Raw genomic sequence first — 20,442 nt, 5'->3', positions numbered from 1 at the left:
ATTTCTTTGTTAATTTAAAGAGCAGTGAGATTCTTTCTGTTCAAACTATCCCTTGAATTCTGTACCCACTTTATGAGTATCGACTTTTCCCTTGGATCTAATATTGCATTTCTGTGGATCAGGCTATAAGAGGAAAGCGGCATTGTACCATCTTTTAAGCTATTTTCTATGGCCCGCAGTTTGTTCTGACGCCTCCGCAAGGTATAGCCGGCAAATTCATTAAAGTTCAGCTCCTCTTTTCCCGATCGTATGTGACTGTTAAGGTACCAGTGAAGCGGCTGAACATAGGCATACCATGGATATTCCGTGTTGTTGCTGTGACAGTCATAACATGATTTTTTAAGTATCCCCTGCACATCATCAGGCATAGGAACAAGTGTGGATATATCCTGAGGCATAGCCTGCGCGCTTTTATTGCGTGCAGGCTGTAAGATCTGCATAAGCATGAAGATAACTAATAGCCCAAGAAAGGTTTTTTTTATGCCCGTCATTTTTGTGCTATTTCAGTTCTTCTTTGACAGTGCCACAGGTGGGCATCGTTTTTCCAAGGTAAGGGTTTTTGATCTCCTTTATCTCACTCACCCAGATTGCACCCTTGTTATTGTTGTACATGGGACAACGGTCCACATACAGGGGCTTGTCAGTGCCAAGGAGCTTGATCATATCGTACATGTCTTTGCTCAGCATATCGAAATGCTCACGTTGATGGGCAATATTGCCTGCATTGGAACCGATATGCTCTGCGTGCTCTTTGGCATCATCCCGAATATCGCTATATGCCCTGGCCTGCTCCGAAGTCAATGATTTTTCATCAAAACTGGCGAACGCTGCGACCATTTCACTGCCTGCGGCGGCAGCTTGTTTATCATCGTCCGTGGTCAGGGCATTTTTCAGTTTCAGATAGCCGGATAAAAGCGCAGCCGTTTGGGATTTTTTTACATTATTGGTTTCCCTAGAAACATTTTTGGTCGTGGAATCCGCAACAGCGGAATCTTGCTTTTCATTTTTGCCATTTGTACAGGCGGCAAGGAAAAATAGTGGGCCCAGAAGGCTATATATTAATGTTTTCATTGTTTTTGATATATCTTGAATAAATTATTTCGAGCTGTATGTAGAATATATGCATACAGCTATATTGAACGGACCAAAACATCACAATGCTAAATGTCCGCTCAATAACAATATGAATTATTTGATAGTCTCCTTTACTGCACCACAGGTCAGCATCTGCTTACCGAAATAAGGGTTTTTGATACCAGCGTTATCAGAAAGCCAATAGCTCTTTTTCAATGGACAATAGGTATAATAAACAGGCGCTTTGGTGAGTTTAACGGCTTTTGCCAGTTTAAAAAGATTGGCAGAAAAAGTTGCGAAATATTCTCTCTGATGGGCAATATCCTTACTCTCCGATATGTGCTTGGCATCAAAGGCAAGCTTATCCTGTAAACCTATAAATATATTCATATCGGCTTCTGGCATTGACTTCATGTCCATGCTGCCCAGCGCTCTGGAAAACTCAGTGGCTTTTGAGGCGGCGACTGTCGCATCTGCATTTATCAATGCATTTTTGATATCGTAATAAGAAGTTAAAAGTGACTGTGTCTGGCTATTTTGCGCAAGGACGCGGCCAGTGAAAACGATTGCCAATAGGGCAACCAGAAAAAATATTTTTTTCATGATTTTAAGATTAAATGTTTACACTCTTTCCGCAGGAGTTTTGGCCGCGCGAAAGCCAGGCACCATGTCAATGTAACACGGGCTCTATTGGTAATTCTTGGTGAAATCTTATATCTGAAAGCTATTGATGGAAATCCGGATGTCCCTGTTGGGTGGCCGCTCCCGCTGTCCGGCGTAAACGCTCTTTTTGAGAGCCAGTTTGACAGAAGGAATTAAAAAGTTGTAATTATAATCTGGAAGCAATAGAACAGGTAGGATAACCTGGTTTTTAACGCTTTGGGGAACAAGCTTCCCCTGAACCACAAGGTCGTTGACCAGAGTCTTGCAACAGGGATCTTCTTTTGAAAGATTCGGTCCATTTGAAGCACTGTGTTTATGCACATGTGCACCTTTATGCTGATGATCATGTTTGTGATTATTCTTTTTAGAGGAAACATGTACATCACTTTCTCCATGATTATCTCTTTCCATTCCAACTGCACAGGCAAGGCCAACAACAGTGTTGAGCAGAAAAATCACTAAAAGAAAGATGGCTTTGGTTTTCATCAGACTACAAATCTATATAAAGATGCAAAATTAAATTTATATAATTTCCCATATCTTTTATATAATTATATTAGAAAATCACCTCAAATTTCTGACATTGAACTTGTTTCAATATTTTTCGGCCCCTCGAAAAGTAATTTCGTTTCGCAGACTCCGACCTGTCAAATGCTGGATTTGCTTTTCACCAAGGTCCAGACAGTATTAGCGCAATCAAGCTACATACTATGCCAAATTTTACTTACCATGGGTATTTATCCATAAGATATGACGCACCAAATCATAACCTTACCCTCCATTTTTGAATATCGATTCACTCTCCAAGAGGTAGGCTCTACTGGTGACCACTATTTCACCTAGTGAAATGCCAGACAATACCTGCACATAGCCCCCGTTCCCTGCTCCGGTATTGACCTTTCTTCCAGAAAAACTTCCATCACGATTTTTGATCCATACCTTATTGCCTTTACCTCCTGCTAGTATTGAAGATGTGGGCACAGCAACAGCATTCTGTTTTCCATTACCAATGGAAATGTATGCCAACATCCCCGGCCTGATCAGCCCCTGCGTATTTGGAACTGCGATCCGGATGAGCACAACCTTAGATTCATCTGATAGTTCAGGATTTACAAATTCCACCTTGCCTTTAACAACCTGTCCGTTCAGATCTGGAAAAGAGACATTCACCATGTCATTTTCCTTATAGTTTCCGCTTTCGCCGGCATATAACTGCGCCTCTATCCATAGATTGGCTAACCCTTGCGTTTTTAATATAGCCATCCCTTCAGTTACGTAATCACCCTCGTGGATGGCTATGTCGCTTACCGTTCCGTTAACCTTGCTGTATATGGTAACAGTGGCCGAAGTTTTGGACAAAGAAGAAAGATTTATGATCTGGGCGGAGTTCAGGCCCCATAACAATAACTTGTGCTCTACTGTCTTGATCATGGCCTCATAATCGACGTCAGGATTATTTAATACCTTCTGCTGCTGCCTGGCCAAAAGGTATTCTTTTTCGGCTGATAACAGGTCTTCGCTATAAATGGAATACACTGCCTGACCTATTGTTATTTTTTCTCCAACGGACCTAACAAATAAACGCTGTATGCGTCCGGCCACTCTTGCACTGATCTCTTCCGCCTTACTTTCGTCCGTGGCAACTGTTCCGGTCAGAAGTTTTTCGCCCCCTGTATTTTCTTCCCTTACCGTATCAACTGTTATGCCTGCCAACTGAATCTGGCTTGCTGTCAATGTTATTTTTTCCGTGGCAGAATTTCCTGATCCAGTAAGTTCGACCTTGATCAGTTTCATGCCACAGATCGGACAGTTGCCGGGATGGTCTTCATGTATCTGTGGATGCATGGAACAGGTATAGTAAAATTTGCTTTTTGCTTTTGCCGCCGGCTCTGCTTTTTGTTTGCAGCTGTTAAATATACTTACTGAAAGCACAATAATCAGTAAGGCACAGATCCTTTTCAGGTTAATTCTTTTTATGTTATTCATGACCCTTTGTTTTGATGAAACTCTCACTGTCTGTTAAATACCCTGCATCTACTGCCAGGGTATCGGTTGCGGAAAGGCCTCTTGTTATCTGTATTTCGTTCCCTTTGAAAGTCCCAATATTTACACTATGTGCATAGTATAAGCTGCCTTTTTTTAGCCAGATTATTTTTGTCTGCCCAAGATCCTGCAGAGCAGACCTCGGTATCCAAAGCCCTTTGGATTTTCCCGTCTCTATTGAGGCATTGATTAGACTGTTTACCTTCAGCTGATGTTCCATATTGTCCAGATAAACCCTTGCGCTAACCGTTTTGTCACCTTGCTGAAGGGTAGGTTCAATAAAATCTACTTTCCCATATAACGTTTTACCTGGCAGATCCGGCAGGGTAATCTTAACCGGTTGATTTAACTCTAAGCTGGCCAGTGAATTTCTGTCGATCTTGATAATGGCCTGGAACAGGGCAGCCCAGGTGATCAGCTCAGGCATAATCTGGTAAGGGTGCCTTAAAATATGAACCGGCCTATGGTCCGACAGAGAAAGCCTGCGTTTTTTAAGGTAGACGGTAAAAAGAAGAATTGCGCAAAGCAGCAACCCTCCCGGTAAGCTTCCCCTTGGAGAGAGGATGATTTGTCCGGGTTCAGCAGCAAAAGCAGCATAGTTCCCTGCAGCATAAACCAGTTTATACCCGATAAGAAAACCTAAAAATCCATTGGTTATCCATTCCCATAACAAAATCTCCTTCTTAGGCTGTATAATAATCTCAACAGGTGCTATATGTCCTGCAGCCTCCTTTCTTTTAAGCTCAGCAGAAAACAGCAGGTAACCAGAAATAAATGCCAGGGCCACAAAGAAACCGAAAGTCTGAACGGGAAGCGGAATATATATTCCAAATAGGTATTCAATAAGATGGGTCAGGGTTGGGAACATAGGCAGAAACTGAAAAACCGCAACGTAAAAAAATATATTAGCCGCCATCAGGAAATTGCCCCAAGTAGTCCATAAAGTGGGGACCCTTTAAAAAGCAGATCCCCACTGATCCTATTTGGATAACAATAAGTCTTAAGCCAGCAAGCGTTTGAGCCACTTTAATTCAATATATAAAATTAAATGCCCAAAGACTAGTAAGCCACGCCTCAGAAGCTAATTATGACCTCATTGTTACGATTCATAGTTATGGTGGTACCTTTAAAAAGTCGCACTGATCGGGCTATTTCTTTCCGGGTCGATCAAAAAACATAAAGATTAACAAGGGATAAAAAATAAAAAACAATATGTGATTTTTGTCAGCTTTATCCCTGGACGAAGTGTTAGGTTTACTTTGGAAAAAACGCGCTGCATGTTTTAATTAGGGAACCATAGAGAGTTTCTTTGTAAATTTATTATACCCTTTATTCTATATCCAAAAAATGTATTCCAATATTTTAAAGAATTTTGGCGCAGGCCTGCAGTATAGTTATCTTTAAAATCCAAAACAGCTAAAATGAAAGATATGACCATTGCGGAATACATCGAAAGACTTTTTCCCCAGTTTGAACCTGCCCTTAAGACCATCCTTATCGAGAATGCGACGCTTAGGGATTTTCAGGGAGGTGATATGCTCATGCAAACTGGGCAGAATATGCGCTCCACGGTGCTTATCGTAGAAGGCATGGTAAAGCTCTACAGGGAGGGAGAAGATGGACAGGAATTCTTTATGTATTATCTCCAGCCAGGAAATGCGTGTGCACTTTCCATGATATGCGCAACCAAACAGGAAACCAGTCAGGTAATGGCAAAGGCCATTGAACAGACCAAGGTACTCATGATTCCGATTGCCCTGATGGATAAGCTGATGCGGGATTACAGAACATGGTATTACTTTGTCATTGAAACATACCGTATGCGCTTTGAAGAACTCCTCTTTGTCATCGATAATATCGCCTTTAAGGCAATGGATGAGCGGCTGGCCTTTTACCTGAAAAAGCAAGCTGGAGATTTAAACACAAAAGAACTGCACCTTACCCACAGTGAAATTGCATCTGATTTGAACACCTCCCGGGAAGTAATTTCAAGGCTGCTTAAGAAAATGGAGCAGGCAGGAGAAATTAAGATGTACCGTAATTACATCGAATATTTAGCCTAAGCCCATAAAAAGAATAAAGTTATTTTTACTGCGAAAGGCATCACTTCTTGAAAATATAATGAGTGTGACAAAAGTCACCAACATTGGTAGATGATAACTCGATTTTTGTTAAAAAATAACAGAAATGGAAATCATTGCATACGTTGCATCTGCCTTAATTGGAATTTCGCTTGGATTGATCGGCGGTGGCGGTTCTATCCTCACCATGCCGGTACTGGTTTACCTATTTGGGGTTAATCCGCTATTGGCTACTTCTTATTCATTGTTCATCGTTGGCTCTACAAGTTTAGCAGGTACAGTCGGGAATTTTAAGCGTGGGCTGGTGAATATTAAAACAGCTTTGCTGTTTGGTAGTGCATCCATCTCAACTGTATTCTTAACCCGCAAATTCATTATCCCCCTTATACCCAAGATAATAATAAAAATCGGCGATTTTGAGTTAACAGAAAACATGCTCATGATGGTACTCTTTGCAGTTTTGATGGTAGCGGCTGCAACAGCGATGATTAAAGGTGCAAGAGCAGAAAGCAGCACCCGAATAGAAAAACCCCCACTTCACATCGGTAAACTGTTTTTATACGGCATTGCCATCGGCCTCGCTACTGGTTTTTTGGGTGCTGGTGGTGGCTTTCTACTTATTCCTACACTTGTTATTTTAGTGGGCTTACCCATGAAAGAGGCCGTAGGTACTTCACTTTTCATCATAGCGCTTAATTCGCTCATCGGTTTCACCGGCGATCTTGGACATTTCCATATCGACTGGATCTTTCTCGCCAAAATTACTACCGTTGCCATTGCCGGTATCGTGGTAGGTGGAATGATAAACAAAAAAATAGATGGAGGAAAACTGAAGAAAGGTTTCGGGTGGTTTGTACTGGTTATGGGTTGCTACATCATTCTAAAAGAGGTAATATTTAAGTAACCTTCAGAAACAAACTCCTTGTGTGACAAAAGTCACCAACGACCATATCGTTAAGGATTAATTTTGACATACTAATTTAATCATCATGATTATAGAACAAATTTACACCGGATGTCTGGCACAAGGTGCCTATTATATAGAAAGCAACGGAGAGGCGGCCATTATCGATCCGCTTCGAGAGGTTAGTCCGTATATGGAACGTGCACGGAAGAACAACGCAAAAATAAAATACGTGCTCGAAACACATTTCCATGCCGATTTTGTATCCGGACACATTGATCTGGCTAAAGAAAGCGGCGCAGAAATCGTTTACGGGCCGAATGCAAAACCCGACTTTGATTTTTACGGTGCGAAAGACGGAGAAGTGTTGCGACTTGGTGGGGCAAAGATTAAAGTGTTGCACACCCCAGGACATACCATGGAAAGCACCTGTTTCCTGGTTAGCGATGAGCAAGGAAAGGAAATAGCACTGTTCTCCGGCGATACGCTTTTTATAGGCGATGTGGGAAGACCCGATCTGGCACAGAAACCGGTCAGTGAGCTTACAAGTGAGATGCTAGCAGGTTATCTCTTTGATTCTTTACGCAATAAGATCATGCCTTTAAGCGATGATATTATGGTTTATCCTGCACATGGTGCGGGTAGCGCATGCGGAAAAAATATGAGCAAAGAGACCACCGATCTTTTGGGAAATCAAAAGAAGACCAATTATGCGCTAAGGGCAGGCATGTCCAAAGACGAATTCATTAAAGAGGTTACTGATGGTCTTTTACCGCCTCCTGCATATTTTCCTGAAAACGTCATGATGAACATCCATGGATATGATAGTTTTAACAAAGTGATAGAACGAGGCATGCAAGCCCTTAACCCCGATGCTTTTGAGCGGGTTGCAAATGAAACAGGAGCGGTAATTCTCGACACAAGAGCTCCAGAGGATTTTATAAAAGGCTTTCTCCCAAACTCGGTAAATATTGGCATCGATGGAAATTTCGCCCCCTGGGTAGGAACTTTAATCCCGGACATTAAACATCCTATTTTACTTATTACAGATGAGGGTAGAATTGAAGAAGTGCTCACCCGTTTATCAAGAGTAGGATTTGATGGTGCAGTAGGTTACCTAGATGGCGGCGTCGTTGCCTGGAAAAAAGCTGGTCAGGAAACCGACGAGATAAAATCGGTTTGTGTAGCCCGGCTGGCCGAAATCGGCAAAAAAGCGCAGGTAAATATTCTGGACGTCAGAAAAACAAAGGAATACTTAAGCGAGCATGTCGAGGGTGCTGTCAACCTTCCACTGGATTATATCAACGAAAACCTCGGCACCGTCGATAAAACCAAGACCTACTTTGTTCACTGTGCAGTTGGTTACCGTTCTGTTATTTTCAATTCCATCATGCGCTCACGCGGGTACCACAACCTCATCGATGTGGCTGGTGGTTTTAAGGCCATACAGGAAAACGGATGTATTCCGACTACAGCATTTGTATGTCCAAGTACCTTAATATAAAAGGGATATGAAAAATGAGAAAAAATCGCACTGGGAAAAGGTGTATTTAGAAAAAAGTCCTGACCAGGTCAGCTGGACGCAGGTCTACCCCACAGTTTCAATGGAGATGATAACGGGGTTCAATCTGGATAAATCTGCTCCGATAATCGATATTGGCGGGGGAGACAGTCTGCTTGTGGATTTTTTGCTTCAGGAAGGCTACAGCGATATTACCGTAGTGGATATATCTTCCCGGGCATTGGAAAAGGCAAAGGCAAGGCTTGGAGAACTGTCTGGCAGGATACACTGGATCGAGACAGACATCAGGGATTTTGTGCCGCAAAGAAGTTATGCAGTCTGGCATGACCGGGCCACTTTTCATTTCCTTCATTCATCAGAGGAAATCCATAGTTATGCAAACACGGCAGGTCAGTTTACCGGAGAATACTTGGTCATGGCGACTTTTTCGCTCACCGGACCAGAAAAATGCAGTGGCCTGCCCGTTTCAAGATACAGTGAAAGAACGCTGCGCGAGATATTTAGAGAAGGGTTTACCGAAATAGAGTGCAGGCCGCAAGAGCACACTACCCCAATGCAAAGCACGCAGGATTTTCTGTTCTGCAGCTTTAAAAAAAATACAGAGCAATAAGAAACGAATAAATACAATGAATAAACTACTTCAAATGATCAGCAGTTTTTTTTCAAAAGGTGCGTACAACCTCGATGGCTACCACTTCAAAAACGAATTTACAAAAAGCAGTGACGCAGTCCTCTTAGATGTAAGGACAAAGCCTGAATATGCCCCAGGCGCGCTTCCTTCAGCCATATATATCGATTTCCTGGGTTCTGCCTTTTCTTTAGAACTTGCAAAGCTGGATAAGGCCAAGCGGTATTTCCTCTATTGCAGAAGTGGAAAGCGTTCCTCCTCAGCGGTATCGGAGATGAGAAAACTTGGGGTGGAAGCATTCAACCTGGTTGGAGGTATCGGTACCTGGCCAAAATGAAGAAATATATTCAAGAAATATTGATCTATTCAACGCTGCCGGCCGGATTTCTTCGGGATGGCAGTTTGCTAAAATGATTCAGCACTTACTTGCTCAAACCGCCACAGGCATTACCTTTTAACAACAACAAAAACACCCATATTAACATTTCATTTAAAAAAACATGATTGATTTTATTAAACAACCCTGGCCTTGGTATTTCTCGGGCAGCATGATCGTACTCATTATGCTCATCCTACTTTTTTTCGGAAAGTCCTTTGGCTTTTCATCAAACCTGCGAACGATGTGCAGCATAGCCGGAGCAGGCAGGAAAGTAAAATTTTTTGATTTTAAATGGAAAGACCAGACCTGGAACCTCATGTTCCTTATCGGCTCGGTAATAGGTGGATTTGTTGCTACAAATTACCTTAGCAGTCCATCTCCCGTAAAATTATCATCCGCCACAATCTCCGATTTAAATCAATTGGGCATTAAGTTCGATGGTGGGTTAAATCCAACCGGCCTGTTTTCACTGGAAGCAATGAAAGATTTAAAAACGCTGGCTATTTTACTCATCGGTGGTTTATTAGTCGGTTTTGGATCTCGTTATGCAGGCGGTTGTACTTCTGGTCACGCCATATCCGGGCTTTCGAATCTGCAAGTACCATCACTAGTAGCCGTAATCGGTTTCTTTGTTGGTGGCCTGATCATGACTTTCCTCATCATGCCTTTTATCTTTTAAATCTAAAAAAAATGAAATTCATAAAATATATTCTTGCAGGAACACTTTTCGGAATCATCATGACCAAGTCTGAGGCTGTTTCCTGGTACAGGATCCAGGAAATGTTCCGTTTCCAGTCTTTCCATATGTATGGAATTATTGGTACGGCCGTTGTACTTGGCGTAATTGCAGTATGGCTGATCAAAAAATTCAAAGCCAAGGATCTGGCCGGAAATCCGATTGTCTTCCACGATAAGGACAAGGCCTATATAAAATACCTACTAGGCGGCACCATTTTCGGCCTGGGCTGGGCACTCACCGGCGCCTGTCCCGGCCCCATGTTCGTCAACCTTGGGAGCGGATATGCCGGTATGGCGGTGGTCATCCTTGGTGCGCTCCTGGGCACCTATCTATACGGAGCGATGAAAAGCAAGCTCCCTCATTAATAAAATAGAATCTGATGAGCAAACTAAGGGCTATAATAGACCATAGATGTCCCAGGTGCCGAAAGGGAAAATTATATACCCATTCCATGTTCCATTGGAAATATGATCAGATGAATAAAAAATTTGCCTGCTGCAACCTGAACTATGAGATAGAGCCGGGCTTCTTTATCGGAGCGATGTATGTGAGCTATGTTTTCATTGTCGCAGAACTTGTCAATGCGGGCATTCCGGCATTCATGATCTTTGGCGAAGAAGAGCAGTGGGCAATCATCGCAACCACTATTTCGCCGGTCATCCTACTGTTCACCTTCAACTACCGCTATGCCAGAACCCTTTTGCTCCATGTCCTCTCTCCGATCAAATATGATGAAAGTGCAGGCAGAAACTGCTGAGAAGATTTTGGGGCGCTGTGACAAAAGTTACAGTGCGAAGAACCGCTAAAGGGTAAATTTGATGTAAACCTGGCAAAGGCAGGAATCATACCGTTAAACACATTAATCAAAAATAAAAACACATGAAAATAGAACAATTTGAAGACAAGCACCTCTCCCATTACAGCTATGCGGTACTGAGCGAATGCCGGAATGAAATCATATTGATCGATCCCTCCAGGGATCCGTCTGCATATTACCATTTTGCCGAAAAACACCAGGCCAAAATAGTTGGTGTTATCGAGACGCACCCGCATGCGGATTTTGTGAGTGCTCATCTTGAAATCCATCATAAGACCGGCGCAACAATATATTGCAGCAAACTCAATACGCCGTCCTACCTGTTTTCCCCATTTGATGAAGACCAGACGATAACCCTGGGAAAGATCACCTTAAGGGCAATCAACACCCCGGGGCACTCTCCGGATAGTATCAGTATTTTGCTCGAACACGATGGGAAACAAAAAGCGCTATTTTCCGGAGATACCCTTTTTATCGGTGACTGCGGAAGGCCGGATTTAAGGGAAAGCGGAGGTGATTCAATGGCGGAACGCAATTTCCTTGCCGCCCAAATGTACCATTCATTAAGGGACAAACTGATGAAACTCTCAGATGAAGTGATTCTGTATCCGGCACACGGGGCAGGTACGCTCTGCGGAAAAGCGTTGAGCGAGGCCAATAGCAGTACCATTGGTGCTGAAAAAAGAAGTAACTGGTCACTGCAGGAAATGACTGAGGCCGATTTTGTGAGCGCATTAAATGAAAACCAGCCATTCATTCCATTTTACTTCCCTTTTGATGTGGCCTTGAACAAGAAAGGCGCAGCACCGTTTGAAGATTCGGTAAGTGCGGTTCAGATCATGGAATCCGGTGAAAACTTAAAACCAAATGCCCTAATTATCGATACGCGAAGGGAAGATGTTTTTAAGAAGGGACATATAGAAGGCGCTGTAAATATCATGGATGGAAACAAATTTGAAACCTGGCTGGGCAGCATTGTGAAGCCTGAAGAGCCTTATTATCTTATGGCAGAAAATCTTGCTACATTGCATAGTCTTATCGCGAGGACCGCATCCATCGGGTATGAAACGCAGCTTGCCGGCGGTTTTATAAACGCAGTAGAAACTGTCCCGGATGAGATTATCGATATCCAAAATTTTAAAGAGAACCAAAATGGATATACCATTGTGGATGTGAGGAACAAGACAGAGCGTATGGAAAACAGTATTTTTGAGAACAGCATAAATATTCCACTGGGAAATTTAAGGGAAAGGGTAAACGAAATTCCGCTGGAGCAACCCGTAGCAGTACACTGCGCCGGTGGATACAGAAGTGCGGCTGCAAGCTCACTGATTGCATCCGTTATTGATGGCAAGCAAAAGGTGCTTGATATTGGTGAGGCCATTAAGGATTTTCAGAATTAATATTTTAAAAGTGTGAAAACAGAAAGAAACAACGAGGATAAACTGCAGGTATTTGCCCGGTTTGGAAAATATCTCGTATGGACGTCATTTCTATTCGTTGTGATCATGTTTTCTCTTGTTTTAGCACTCAGCGGATTTCATCTTCCAAAAAGTTTCTATGCGGATAAGCCTAATCCATCCATTCAAAAGAATCAAATAAAACCTTTAGAGCGCCGTGTTGCTAAACCCGAATATTGGAAGGCGCCTGATACGATGCAGCTTCAGGGCAAAGCTGATGCGGATCTGATCAGGTATGGCCGGGATTTGATTGTCCGTACGGCATACTATTTAGGGCCGCAGGGTATCGTAGGAAAGCTGACTAATGGTATGAATTGTCAGAACTGCCACTTGGATGCAGGAACCAGGCCCTTTGCGAATAATTTCTCCATCTTTTATGCAGGTTTTCCAAAAATGAGCGCAAGAAGCGGTAGAAAGGAAGAAGCCTTTGAACGGATTAATGAGTGCTTCGAGCGAAGCATGAACGGCAAAGCTCCGGGAAGAAATTCCAGGGAAATGGTCGCCATGTTGGCCTATTTAAAATGGGTTGGAAAAAAACAGGATGCCGCACATTCCATTGCGGATAATTCGGTAAAAAAAATCCCATATCTGGATGTGCCTGCAGATCCCCTGAAGGGGAAAATGGTATATGCCTCCAAATGCAGCAGCTGTCATGGAGAAACGGGCAAAGGCGTTGCCTCACCTGATGGAAAAGGATATATGTACCCTCCCCTTTGGGGCAGGGACAGCTATAACGATGGTGCAGGAATGTTCAGGCTTGGAAATTTTGCAGGATTTGTCAAAAACAACATGCCTTATGGCGCCACCTACAAAGATCCGAACTTAACGGATGCGGAAGCCTGGGACGTAGCTGCATTTGTGAATGCGCAGCCCAGACCGCACCTGGATTCCAAAAACGACTATAAAAACCTGTACACAAAGCCAATAGATTATCCCTTCGGGCCATATGCAGATCACTTTAGCGAAAAGCAGCATAAATATGGTCCCTTTATTGACATGGCTGAACAGCACGCACCTATAAAACAGAAAAAATAGAAACATGAAAAAATTACTGATCTTACTCCAGCTTGTCATCATGATGGTCATCACCACCAATGTATCTGCACAGGAGACAAAAAAACCGTTTACGGGTGCTGTTGCAAAAAAGAAATCATATAAAGCGCTATATGTACTTAACAGTGCCGAGGAAAAACATATTTCGGGAACACTCAGGAACATCAACAATGCTTTGGAGGATCCAAGATTGAAGGGAAAACTGGAGGTTGAGCTTATCGCCTTCGGGGATGGCGTGGCGGTTTATCGCAAGGATGGAAAGTTCCTTGAGCAGCTTAATTTGCTAAAGTCAAAGGGCGTAATTCTTGCGCAGTGCGAGAATACCGTTCGCGAGCGGAAAATCGATAAGTCAGATCTCTTCGATTTCATCAGCTATGTGCCAAGCGGCAACGGAGAGATCATCATCCGTTCGGCGGAAGGATGGGTAATCGTTCATCCCTAATGTAAAAACCAAAACGGCAGTGAATCTTTAAAAGGTGCAAATTGGTATTTCGATACGATGCAAAGATTAGGATCAGTTGTGCCGGATCCATTTCACCCGGGGCCGCAAACGCCGAAAATTATTGTCATGTTTAAATATCAATGGCTTATGCCGGCAACACTAAAATTCAAAAGGTTCGACAAAATTGTCTATCATCGTATGTGCTGTGCGGAGTAACGCATTTAAAAATGCTAGGGAATTTATCGAAAAGCTACATAATTAAAACAGTACTCGCCCAAACAGCATTGATAAAATTTTGTTAATCAGGCATGCGGTGATCCGTCAACCAATATTATCAATAATGGAAAAAGAAGAACAAGCCATTCCTAAATCAAACACTGGTGACCATCTGGCCAACGAACGGACTTTTCTTGCCTGGATAAGAACTAGCATAGGAATTATGGGCTTTGGTTTTGTGGTGGTAAAGTTTTCACTTTTTATCAAGCAGATCACTCTCGCTCTTGGGGCCAAAGCCGTCGTACACCAAACCGGCAACTCACAGAGGATAGGAATACTTCTTGTCGGGGTAGGCGCACTGACCATCATCCTGGCATTTATGCGCTATCAAAAAACTCATACACTTATTAATCAAGGCAGTTATTACCATTCCTCTACACTCATCAAAGTCCTTACCGTGGTTATTTTCATTTCAAGCATGCTTTTGTTGATATATCTTGTAAGAACGACTTAGCGGATCTCTGACATGGAAACACTGATTGTGAGCACGAATACCAAACTTGAGAGAACCCGTACTTTATCACCGGTCAAATATGTTTCGCTACCAAACGCAGCAGGTCGTGAATATCGAAAGGCTTTTTAATAAAATTCTCTGCAGCGCAGCCCCTTCTAATGTCATAACGGTCCGCATGAGCACTCATCATGATAATCGGAACATTCCGGGTTTTCTCTAAGGACTTCAGGTAACTGCAGACTTCAATGCCGTTTCCATCGGGGAGCATAACATCCAGCAGAAAAAGATCTGCAGCATGATCACTTAGCCCTGCCATAAACGAGCTTACCGAAGAAAACGCGGAAACCCCGTACCCCTCACTGTTAAAAAGAAGCTGTAATACTTCGGTTATACCCTCATCATTTTCCAAAAGATATATCATCTTTTCCATTTGTCATGCATATTGTGGGTTGCCCCTGGTTATAATAAATCTGATTTGCCATTCCTACGAATGTTTTTTAAAGGTCTAAAAAGGCCCCTACTTCCTCAATTTTCGCTTCTCATTGAGATGGCCGGTTTCCAGGTTCAACCGCTCCAGCAGGTAACGCAATAAAACCTCTCTATCTTGGTTTGCGGGGTGATATGCGTTATCTCCACCCTTTGCTGAGGATTTATTATGGTCAAAAGTTTCAAATGGTTGTGAAATATTTTTCTCTGTCATAATTTAAATTTTAGGTTAAATATTTTGCCTATTATTTTTTAGTTCCTGAAATTGCCAGAGCCAAACGAAGTCCAAAAAAGGAAACCTGCCCTCCGCTGCTTTTCCAACCCTCATAACGAAGGCCGAGATCTGCACTATAATGCTTCGAAATTGGAATGCTGGCACCCAAAGTCGGTCCGTAGGCAAAAGAGGTATTCAGCCGGTCTCCAAGAGTATTTGCTGCACCAAGCTCAAGGGCAGCGTAATAGATACCTTCAAAGTAATATTTTGCTCCGACTTTAATTGGAACAACACCATTCATGCTTGTTGGCTCTCCTAAATAATCGAGACGTTTTTTTACCTCATCCCTGTAGCGGAAAGTCATATAGCCCGCAGATCCGGTTAGGTTGAGGTGCTCCGAAACCTTGAATTCCACCTTTGTTGATGCCCCATATCCGTTGACATAAGTTTTAGCCGTCTTACCGGTCGGAAAGCCCATGACAAAGCCTACCGATATCTTGGGGACGGCAGTTTGATCTTGCGCCTTTACCTTTACAGTCATTAATAACAGGAAACAGATCAGAAAAGGTTGAAATGTCCATCCGGCATAGGCACTCATAGGGAGGTCCTGTAAAAAATGTTTAACTCGGCCGCAATGCTTTCCAGGTAAGGGGCAAGCTTAAAATCTCTTGATACAAAGGATATTACCCCTTGTTTTTTACATTCCCAAACCGTCCCAACCAGCTCTCCCTCGATGTAGACCTGGTTGCATCTTTTCTTTGGGACATCTATGCAAATGTGTTTTCCCCCGATTTCAAACTCATGGTTAAATTCTAAATCTTTCATATTTTCCTTTTTTCTTATCTGACTAATAAAAAGATTTGCCGGGCGGCTAATATCCGCCCGGCAATGTTTTATAGCGTCTGACCGCTTTTGATCTCATCGTTCGCGGGCGAAATAATCTCTGTCCCGGCTTTGATGGAACCAAAAATCTCGGTCATCTCTGTTCCCTTCATCCCTTCCTTAATGTCAACGAGCTTGGCTTTACCATTTGCAATTTCCACTACGTACTTCCGTTCTGTAGAACGCACGATAGCAGAATTAGGCACAAGAAGCGAAGTCGCACCGGATTTAAGCGGGATTTCAACCTCGGCATACATGCCGGCCTTCAACCTGTTATCTTTATTGGCCACGTCAACCTCGACGATTTCCTGGCGCATGTTGCCCAGTGAATTTGCAGACCGGCTGATCTTGGCCTGGCGCTGTTCCCCCGGCAGCGCATTGAAGCGGAACTTGACCATCTGGCTTAGGTCCACTTTGTCTACATAATCCTCAGGTATAGAAACTTCAAGCCTCATGTGGGTCAGGTCCTGCAATACCAGCATGGGTAGGTCCGAAGATTTGCCCGCCGACACCAGTGCTCCCGGTGATACATTCCTGTCAACGATCACCCCGTCAAAAGGCGCATATACTTTCAAGTAGTCCTGCATGGTACGTACGGAGGATACATTTGACCGCTCAGCCTCAGCTATGGCCTTATCTCCTTTCATCCTGGAAAGCGCATTATCAAGTTCTAGCGGAGATACCGAACCTTCCTCTTTTGCTGCTTCTTTCAGACGTCTGTATTTCTCACTGCTCGCCGATGCGGTCTCCCGTGCCTGCAGGTAACGGGAATTTGCCGATTGCAATTGTGATTCGAGTTCCGGTGCTTCCAGGGTCATCAGCAGCTGGCCTTTGGTCACCTTAGAACCCAAATCGACCAGTATTGCTTTCACAAAACCATTGGCCTTGGGAAAAATGTTCACCTGGTTGAAAGGCTTGAGCACCCCGGGAATGCGGGTAAAACTGGAAAGGGCCTCTTCTTCGACCTTTGTGGTTTCATATTTGGCTTCCTTGCCGTTTTTTTCGGGACTGATGTTCACGGGCTTCTGGTTTCCGCCACACGCGGCCAGAGTACTTATAATTATTATGATGGGAATGAATCTGGTTTTCATGTTGTTTATCTTTTAAATTCTTGTTTTTCTAGGCATTAGGTTTGGTTCTTTTAAGCTGCTTTTTTTCTGTACCCAAGCGAAAACCTGCGGAAGGATGAAGAGCGCGGCAAGGGTTGAAAAGAATAGCCCACCAATAACAGCCCTGCCGAGCGGCGCGGTCTGTTCACCGGATTCGCCCAACCCAGAGGCCATCGGGATCATCCCGGCTATCATCGCAAAACTGGTCATCAGGATCGGCCTTAAACGAATCCCGGCACTCACCACTGCCGCCCGGGTAGAATCCTTGTAATCCAGCCTGAGTTTTTCGGCGTTGGTCACGATAAGTATCGCATTGGCCACTGACACCCCGGTGGACATGATCATCCCCATGTAGCTCTGCAGGTTAAGCGTAGAACCTGTAAGCAATAATGCGGTAAGCGACCCAAGGATTACAGCAGGAACGGTCGAAAGAACCGTCAGCGAAAGCTTGAAAGACTGGTAATTGGCCGCAAGCAGCAGGAAGATCACCAATATCGCAAAAGCAAGTCCGCCCTGAAGAGAAGATAGTGTTTCAGTCAACAGGCTCGACATACCTTTCACTTCAGCAGTTAGTCCCTTAGGAGGCGTGCCTACGGACTTTAGTGCCTTTTCTACATCAGCAGTTGCCGTTCCAAGATCCTTTTTATAAATGTTTGCGCTCACGGTCAGAAAGCGTCTTGGCCCGGAGCGGTCATATTCTCCTGGAAGGTAACTGGTATTGAAAGTAGCGATGTCGCCCAGTACCGGACTGCTCTGCCCTTTAACCAAAGGAATTTCTTTGAGCTCATCCATTGTATTCATGACATACTCTGGAACCTGTACCTGTACCTGGTAGGTATAGGCGGTTTTTTCATCGAGCCATTGGTTCTTCTCAGTAAATCGGCTGGATGAGGTACTTGCAGTAACTGACCTTGCGATATCAACCACGTTCAGCCCAAACTGCGCCGCCTTTAATCTATCAAGGGTAATAGAAACCACGGGAATGTGCAGGGGTTGAGCAATCTGGATATCACGGAGGTAATCTATTTTTTTAAGTTTAGAGAGCACCTTATTAGCGTAAGACTCGATCTGGTCCATATCTTTTCCTGCTACTCTGATCTCAATAGGAGTTGCAGCGCCTTGGCTCATAATCTTTTCGGTCATGTCAATCGGCTCAAAGGTGATACGTAGGTCAGGAAGTTTATAAGCGATGTTCTTTCTCAGCGCATCTTTCAGCTCATCCATATTTACCTTATAATCTTCATCAAGGTTCACCTGAAGCACAGCCTCATGGGTACCGGTATTGAAGATATATAAGTTACTTGTTCCGTAACTACTCGGAATAAGCCCAACGTATCCCGAACTAACTGCGATATGGTTATCTACTGTCTGATTGATAATGGAAAGTACCTGCTTAAATTTCTCCTCGGTGCGCTCTAATCTGGTACCGTCCGGCGCTTTGATGCGTATCTGGAACTGTCCGTTGTTGAGCTTTGGCATCATATCCTTTCCAATAAAAACAAATCCCAGTCCTGCAAGAGAAATGACCAGAACTAAATAAATCCCGACAATACCTTTTTTCATCGGCATCCACCGCTGGATGATTGCCATAAACCGCACCTTCACCCTTTCAAAGAAATCATTTTTTTCCGGTTCATCCTTTTCATTTTGCAGATGCTTTTCTACCTGCTCTCCTTGCCTCTCGTCCAGGGCCTCTCCTGCATGAGCATGGATCTTACCATGGTCATAGTGCTGGTAACGTTCTTCGTTTATCATCCAGTTGGATAGAATGGGAACTAAGGTCTGGGCCACGATGAAAGAGACAACCATGGTGAAGCCAATCGAAAGGGATAGTGGCAAAAACATCGCCTTTGGTATACCGTTCATCATAAAAGATGGTGCAAATACGGCCAGAATACACAGCAGGATGAGCAGCAGCGGGAATGCGATTTCTTCACAGGCATCGTAAATGGCTTCGCGTTTGGGCTTGCCCATTTCCAGGTGCTGATGGATATTTTCGATCGTCACCGTTGCCTGATCGACCAGGATCCCTATTGCAAGTGCCAGACCGCTCAAGGTCATGATATTTATGGTCTGACCGAACATGCCTAGTAAAAGCACCCCAATTAAAATCGATACCGGAATGGTGATCACCACGATAAGACTGCTTCGCAGATCACGCAGGAATAGCAACACCATTAGGCCCGTTAATAGTGCACCAAGACCACCTTCAGTGATCAGGCTTTTTACCGAGTTGATAACGGCAACAGACTGGTCAAATTCATAAGAGATGTGGACATCGTCCGGCAAGAGGCTCTGCATTTCGGGGATTTTGGCCTTTAAGGACTTTACCACTGACCAAGTCGAGGCGTCTGCTGTTTTGACCACAGGAATATACACAGACCGTTTCCCGTTGATCAATGCATAATCCACGGTAACATCCGCTGCATCGGCAACCCTTGCCACATCCCTTACCAATATTGAAACGCCGTTTTTTGTAGCTATTGGAATGTTGTTGAATTCATCGACCGTTTTAACCAGGGAGTTCATAGAGGTCACCATCATGGTATTGTCCAACCTTAGATTTCCCGAAGGAGACATGACATTGAACTTGGATAAAGCCCCTACCACCTCGTCCGGAGTCAGATTATAACTCCTTAATTTGCTCGGATCTACACTAATGGTAATCGAGCGGGAATTGGCACCGAATGGCGGTGGCGCTGAAAGCCCTGCGACAGAGGAAAACATGGGCCTGATACGCGTTGCCGCCATATCATAGATTTCTTTCAGACTGCGGGATTTGGCCGAGAGTACAAGCTGGCCTACTGGCAGTGAAGAGGCATCAAAGCGGACCACCTGCGGAGGCAAAGCGCCTGGAGGGAAGAACTTCATGGCCCGGTTAACCTGCAAGGCAACTTGGGCAGAAGCCTCTGCCATATTGGTGCTTTCATAAAAACTCAGCTTTAGCATCGTCAAACCCTGAATGTTTTTGGCGGTAATATTCTTAACGCCATTAACATAAAGAAACTGATCCTGTAGACGAGTGGAGAAGAAGCCCTCCATCTGTTGTGGAGACATACCTCCGTAGGATTCAATAACATATATTGTCGGCGAATTAAGCTGGGGGAAAATATCTATTGGGATCTTCAGCGCACTGAGAACTGCAAAGAGCAGTAAACTCGCGGTGATCACCACTGTTGTAATCGGCTTTTTCAGGGCCGAGGTAACCATTGACAT

At 43.8% G+C, this 20,442-nt stretch carries 24 protein-coding genes; 12 read left to right on the top strand and 12 right to left on the bottom strand.

What is annotated here, in order from left to right:
* Nucleotides 1–14 precede the first annotated feature (14 nt).
* The 6 genes from ACS5PU_RS11245 to ACS5PU_RS11220 form a co-directional block, all read right to left on the bottom strand.
* Nucleotides 15–491 (bottom strand): heme-binding domain-containing protein, encoded by a 477-nt coding sequence (locus ACS5PU_RS11245; RefSeq protein WP_056095245.1) that lies wholly within the window; start codon nucleotides 489–491, stop codon nucleotides 15–17.
* 7 nt (nucleotides 492–498) lie between these two features.
* Nucleotides 499–1,071 (bottom strand): DUF3347 domain-containing protein, encoded by a 573-nt coding sequence (locus ACS5PU_RS11240; RefSeq protein WP_056095249.1) that lies wholly within the window; start codon nucleotides 1,069–1,071, stop codon nucleotides 499–501.
* Between the two features lie 117 nt (nucleotides 1,072–1,188).
* Complete coding sequence (locus tag ACS5PU_RS11235) at nucleotides 1,189–1,677, bottom strand: DUF3347 domain-containing protein (protein WP_056095252.1); 489 nt, start codon at nucleotides 1,675–1,677, stop codon at nucleotides 1,189–1,191.
* 108 nt (nucleotides 1,678–1,785) lie between these two features.
* Entirely contained in the window at nucleotides 1,786–2,223 is a 438-nt protein-coding gene (locus tag ACS5PU_RS11230) for a hypothetical protein (RefSeq protein WP_056095255.1), read from the bottom strand.
* 285 nt (nucleotides 2,224–2,508) lie between these two features.
* Nucleotides 2,509–3,723: an efflux RND transporter periplasmic adaptor subunit gene (locus tag ACS5PU_RS11225; protein ID WP_056095258.1), complete on the bottom strand. Its 1,215-nt coding sequence runs from the start codon at nucleotides 3,721–3,723 to the stop codon at nucleotides 2,509–2,511.
* Nucleotides 3,716–4,696: an efflux RND transporter periplasmic adaptor subunit gene (locus ACS5PU_RS11220; RefSeq protein ID WP_056095261.1), complete on the bottom strand. Its 981-nt coding sequence runs from the start codon at nucleotides 4,694–4,696 to the stop codon at nucleotides 3,716–3,718. The genes ACS5PU_RS11225 and ACS5PU_RS11220 overlap by 8 nt, the downstream gene beginning before the upstream one ends.
* Nucleotides 4,697–5,201: 505 nt before the next feature.
* On the opposite strand from ACS5PU_RS11220, the gene ACS5PU_RS11215 reads away from it, so the two are divergent.
* The 12 genes from ACS5PU_RS11215 (at nucleotide 5,202) to ACS5PU_RS11160 (ending at nucleotide 14,535) form a co-directional block, all read left to right on the top strand.
* On the top strand, nucleotides 5,202–5,843 hold the full coding sequence (locus ACS5PU_RS11215; protein WP_090985886.1) for a Crp/Fnr family transcriptional regulator: 642 nt from the start codon (nucleotides 5,202–5,204) through the stop codon (nucleotides 5,841–5,843).
* 124 nt (nucleotides 5,844–5,967) lie between these two features.
* Nucleotides 5,968–6,765 (top strand): sulfite exporter TauE/SafE family protein, encoded by a 798-nt coding sequence (locus tag ACS5PU_RS11210; protein ID WP_056095265.1) that lies wholly within the window; start codon nucleotides 5,968–5,970, stop codon nucleotides 6,763–6,765.
* Between the two features lie 85 nt (nucleotides 6,766–6,850).
* Nucleotides 6,851–8,269, top strand: coding sequence for an MBL fold metallo-hydrolase (locus ACS5PU_RS11205; protein WP_439459342.1), 1,419 nt, complete (start codon nucleotides 6,851–6,853; stop codon nucleotides 8,267–8,269).
* Nucleotides 8,270–8,276: 7 nt separating this feature from the next.
* On the top strand, nucleotides 8,277–8,897 hold the full coding sequence (locus tag ACS5PU_RS11200) for a class I SAM-dependent methyltransferase (protein ID WP_056095270.1): 621 nt from the start codon (nucleotides 8,277–8,279) through the stop codon (nucleotides 8,895–8,897).
* 16 nt (nucleotides 8,898–8,913) lie between these two features.
* Nucleotides 8,914–9,252: a rhodanese-like domain-containing protein gene (locus tag ACS5PU_RS11195; RefSeq protein ID WP_197413310.1), complete on the top strand. Its 339-nt coding sequence runs from the start codon at nucleotides 8,914–8,916 to the stop codon at nucleotides 9,250–9,252.
* Between the two features lie 163 nt (nucleotides 9,253–9,415).
* On the top strand, nucleotides 9,416–9,973 hold the full coding sequence (locus tag ACS5PU_RS11190) for a YeeE/YedE family protein (RefSeq protein WP_056095272.1): 558 nt from the start codon (nucleotides 9,416–9,418) through the stop codon (nucleotides 9,971–9,973).
* 11 nt (nucleotides 9,974–9,984) lie between these two features.
* On the top strand, nucleotides 9,985–10,398 hold the full coding sequence (locus tag ACS5PU_RS11185) for a DUF6691 family protein (RefSeq protein ID WP_056095276.1): 414 nt from the start codon (nucleotides 9,985–9,987) through the stop codon (nucleotides 10,396–10,398).
* 110 nt (nucleotides 10,399–10,508) lie between these two features.
* Entirely contained in the window at nucleotides 10,509–10,790 is a 282-nt protein-coding gene (locus ACS5PU_RS11180; RefSeq protein WP_146202964.1) for a hypothetical protein, read from the top strand.
* Between the two features lie 122 nt (nucleotides 10,791–10,912).
* Nucleotides 10,913–12,253: an MBL fold metallo-hydrolase gene (locus ACS5PU_RS11175; RefSeq protein ID WP_056095282.1), complete on the top strand. Its 1,341-nt coding sequence runs from the start codon at nucleotides 10,913–10,915 to the stop codon at nucleotides 12,251–12,253.
* A gap of 12 nt (nucleotides 12,254–12,265) precedes the next feature.
* Nucleotides 12,266–13,345: a c-type cytochrome gene (locus tag ACS5PU_RS11170; RefSeq protein WP_199562757.1), complete on the top strand. Its 1,080-nt coding sequence runs from the start codon at nucleotides 12,266–12,268 to the stop codon at nucleotides 13,343–13,345.
* Between the two features lie 4 nt (nucleotides 13,346–13,349).
* On the top strand, nucleotides 13,350–13,805 hold the full coding sequence (locus tag ACS5PU_RS11165) for a DsrE family protein (RefSeq protein WP_056095285.1): 456 nt from the start codon (nucleotides 13,350–13,352) through the stop codon (nucleotides 13,803–13,805).
* Nucleotides 13,806–14,145: 340 nt separating this feature from the next.
* Nucleotides 14,146–14,535, top strand: coding sequence for a YidH family protein (locus tag ACS5PU_RS11160; RefSeq protein ID WP_056095288.1), 390 nt, complete (start codon nucleotides 14,146–14,148; stop codon nucleotides 14,533–14,535).
* Nucleotides 14,536–14,608: 73 nt separating this feature from the next.
* On the opposite strand, the gene ACS5PU_RS11155 is transcribed toward ACS5PU_RS11160, so the two are convergent.
* The 6 genes from ACS5PU_RS11155 to ACS5PU_RS11130 all read right to left on the bottom strand — a co-directional run bounded on the left by ACS5PU_RS11155 (nucleotide 14,609) and on the right by ACS5PU_RS11130 (nucleotide 20,442).
* Nucleotides 14,609–14,965 carry a response regulator gene (locus tag ACS5PU_RS11155; RefSeq protein WP_439459341.1) on the bottom strand — a complete coding sequence of 119 codons (357 nt, stop codon included), beginning with the start codon at nucleotides 14,963–14,965 and terminating at the stop codon, nucleotides 14,609–14,611.
* An 87-nt stretch (nucleotides 14,966–15,052) separates the two neighbouring features.
* The gene (locus ACS5PU_RS11150; RefSeq protein ID WP_056095295.1) at nucleotides 15,053–15,235 is read right to left on the bottom strand and encodes a hypothetical protein; all 183 of its coding nucleotides are present in this window, start codon (nucleotides 15,233–15,235) and stop codon (nucleotides 15,053–15,055) included.
* Between the two features lie 31 nt (nucleotides 15,236–15,266).
* Nucleotides 15,267–15,833, bottom strand: coding sequence for a hypothetical protein (locus ACS5PU_RS11145; protein WP_056095298.1), 567 nt, complete (start codon nucleotides 15,831–15,833; stop codon nucleotides 15,267–15,269).
* A complete protein-coding gene (locus ACS5PU_RS11140) occupies nucleotides 15,830–16,060 on the bottom strand; it encodes a hypothetical protein (RefSeq protein ID WP_056095301.1) in 231 nt (76 codons plus the stop codon). Before ACS5PU_RS11140 ends, ACS5PU_RS11145 begins: the two co-directional genes overlap by 4 nt.
* Nucleotides 16,061–16,128: 68 nt before the next feature.
* On the bottom strand, nucleotides 16,129–17,208 hold the full coding sequence (locus ACS5PU_RS11135) for an efflux RND transporter periplasmic adaptor subunit (RefSeq protein WP_056095304.1): 1,080 nt from the start codon (nucleotides 17,206–17,208) through the stop codon (nucleotides 16,129–16,131).
* Between the two features lie 12 nt (nucleotides 17,209–17,220).
* The gene (locus tag ACS5PU_RS11130) at nucleotides 17,221–20,442 is read right to left on the bottom strand and encodes an efflux RND transporter permease subunit (RefSeq protein ID WP_056095306.1); all 3,222 of its coding nucleotides are present in this window, start codon (nucleotides 20,440–20,442) and stop codon (nucleotides 17,221–17,223) included.

The sequence above is a fragment of the Pedobacter sp. GSP4 genome, from assembly GCF_051857575.1.
GTDB lineage: Bacteria > Bacteroidota > Bacteroidia > Sphingobacteriales > Sphingobacteriaceae > Pedobacter.
This window is presented reverse-complemented; position numbering and strand designations above follow the sequence as displayed.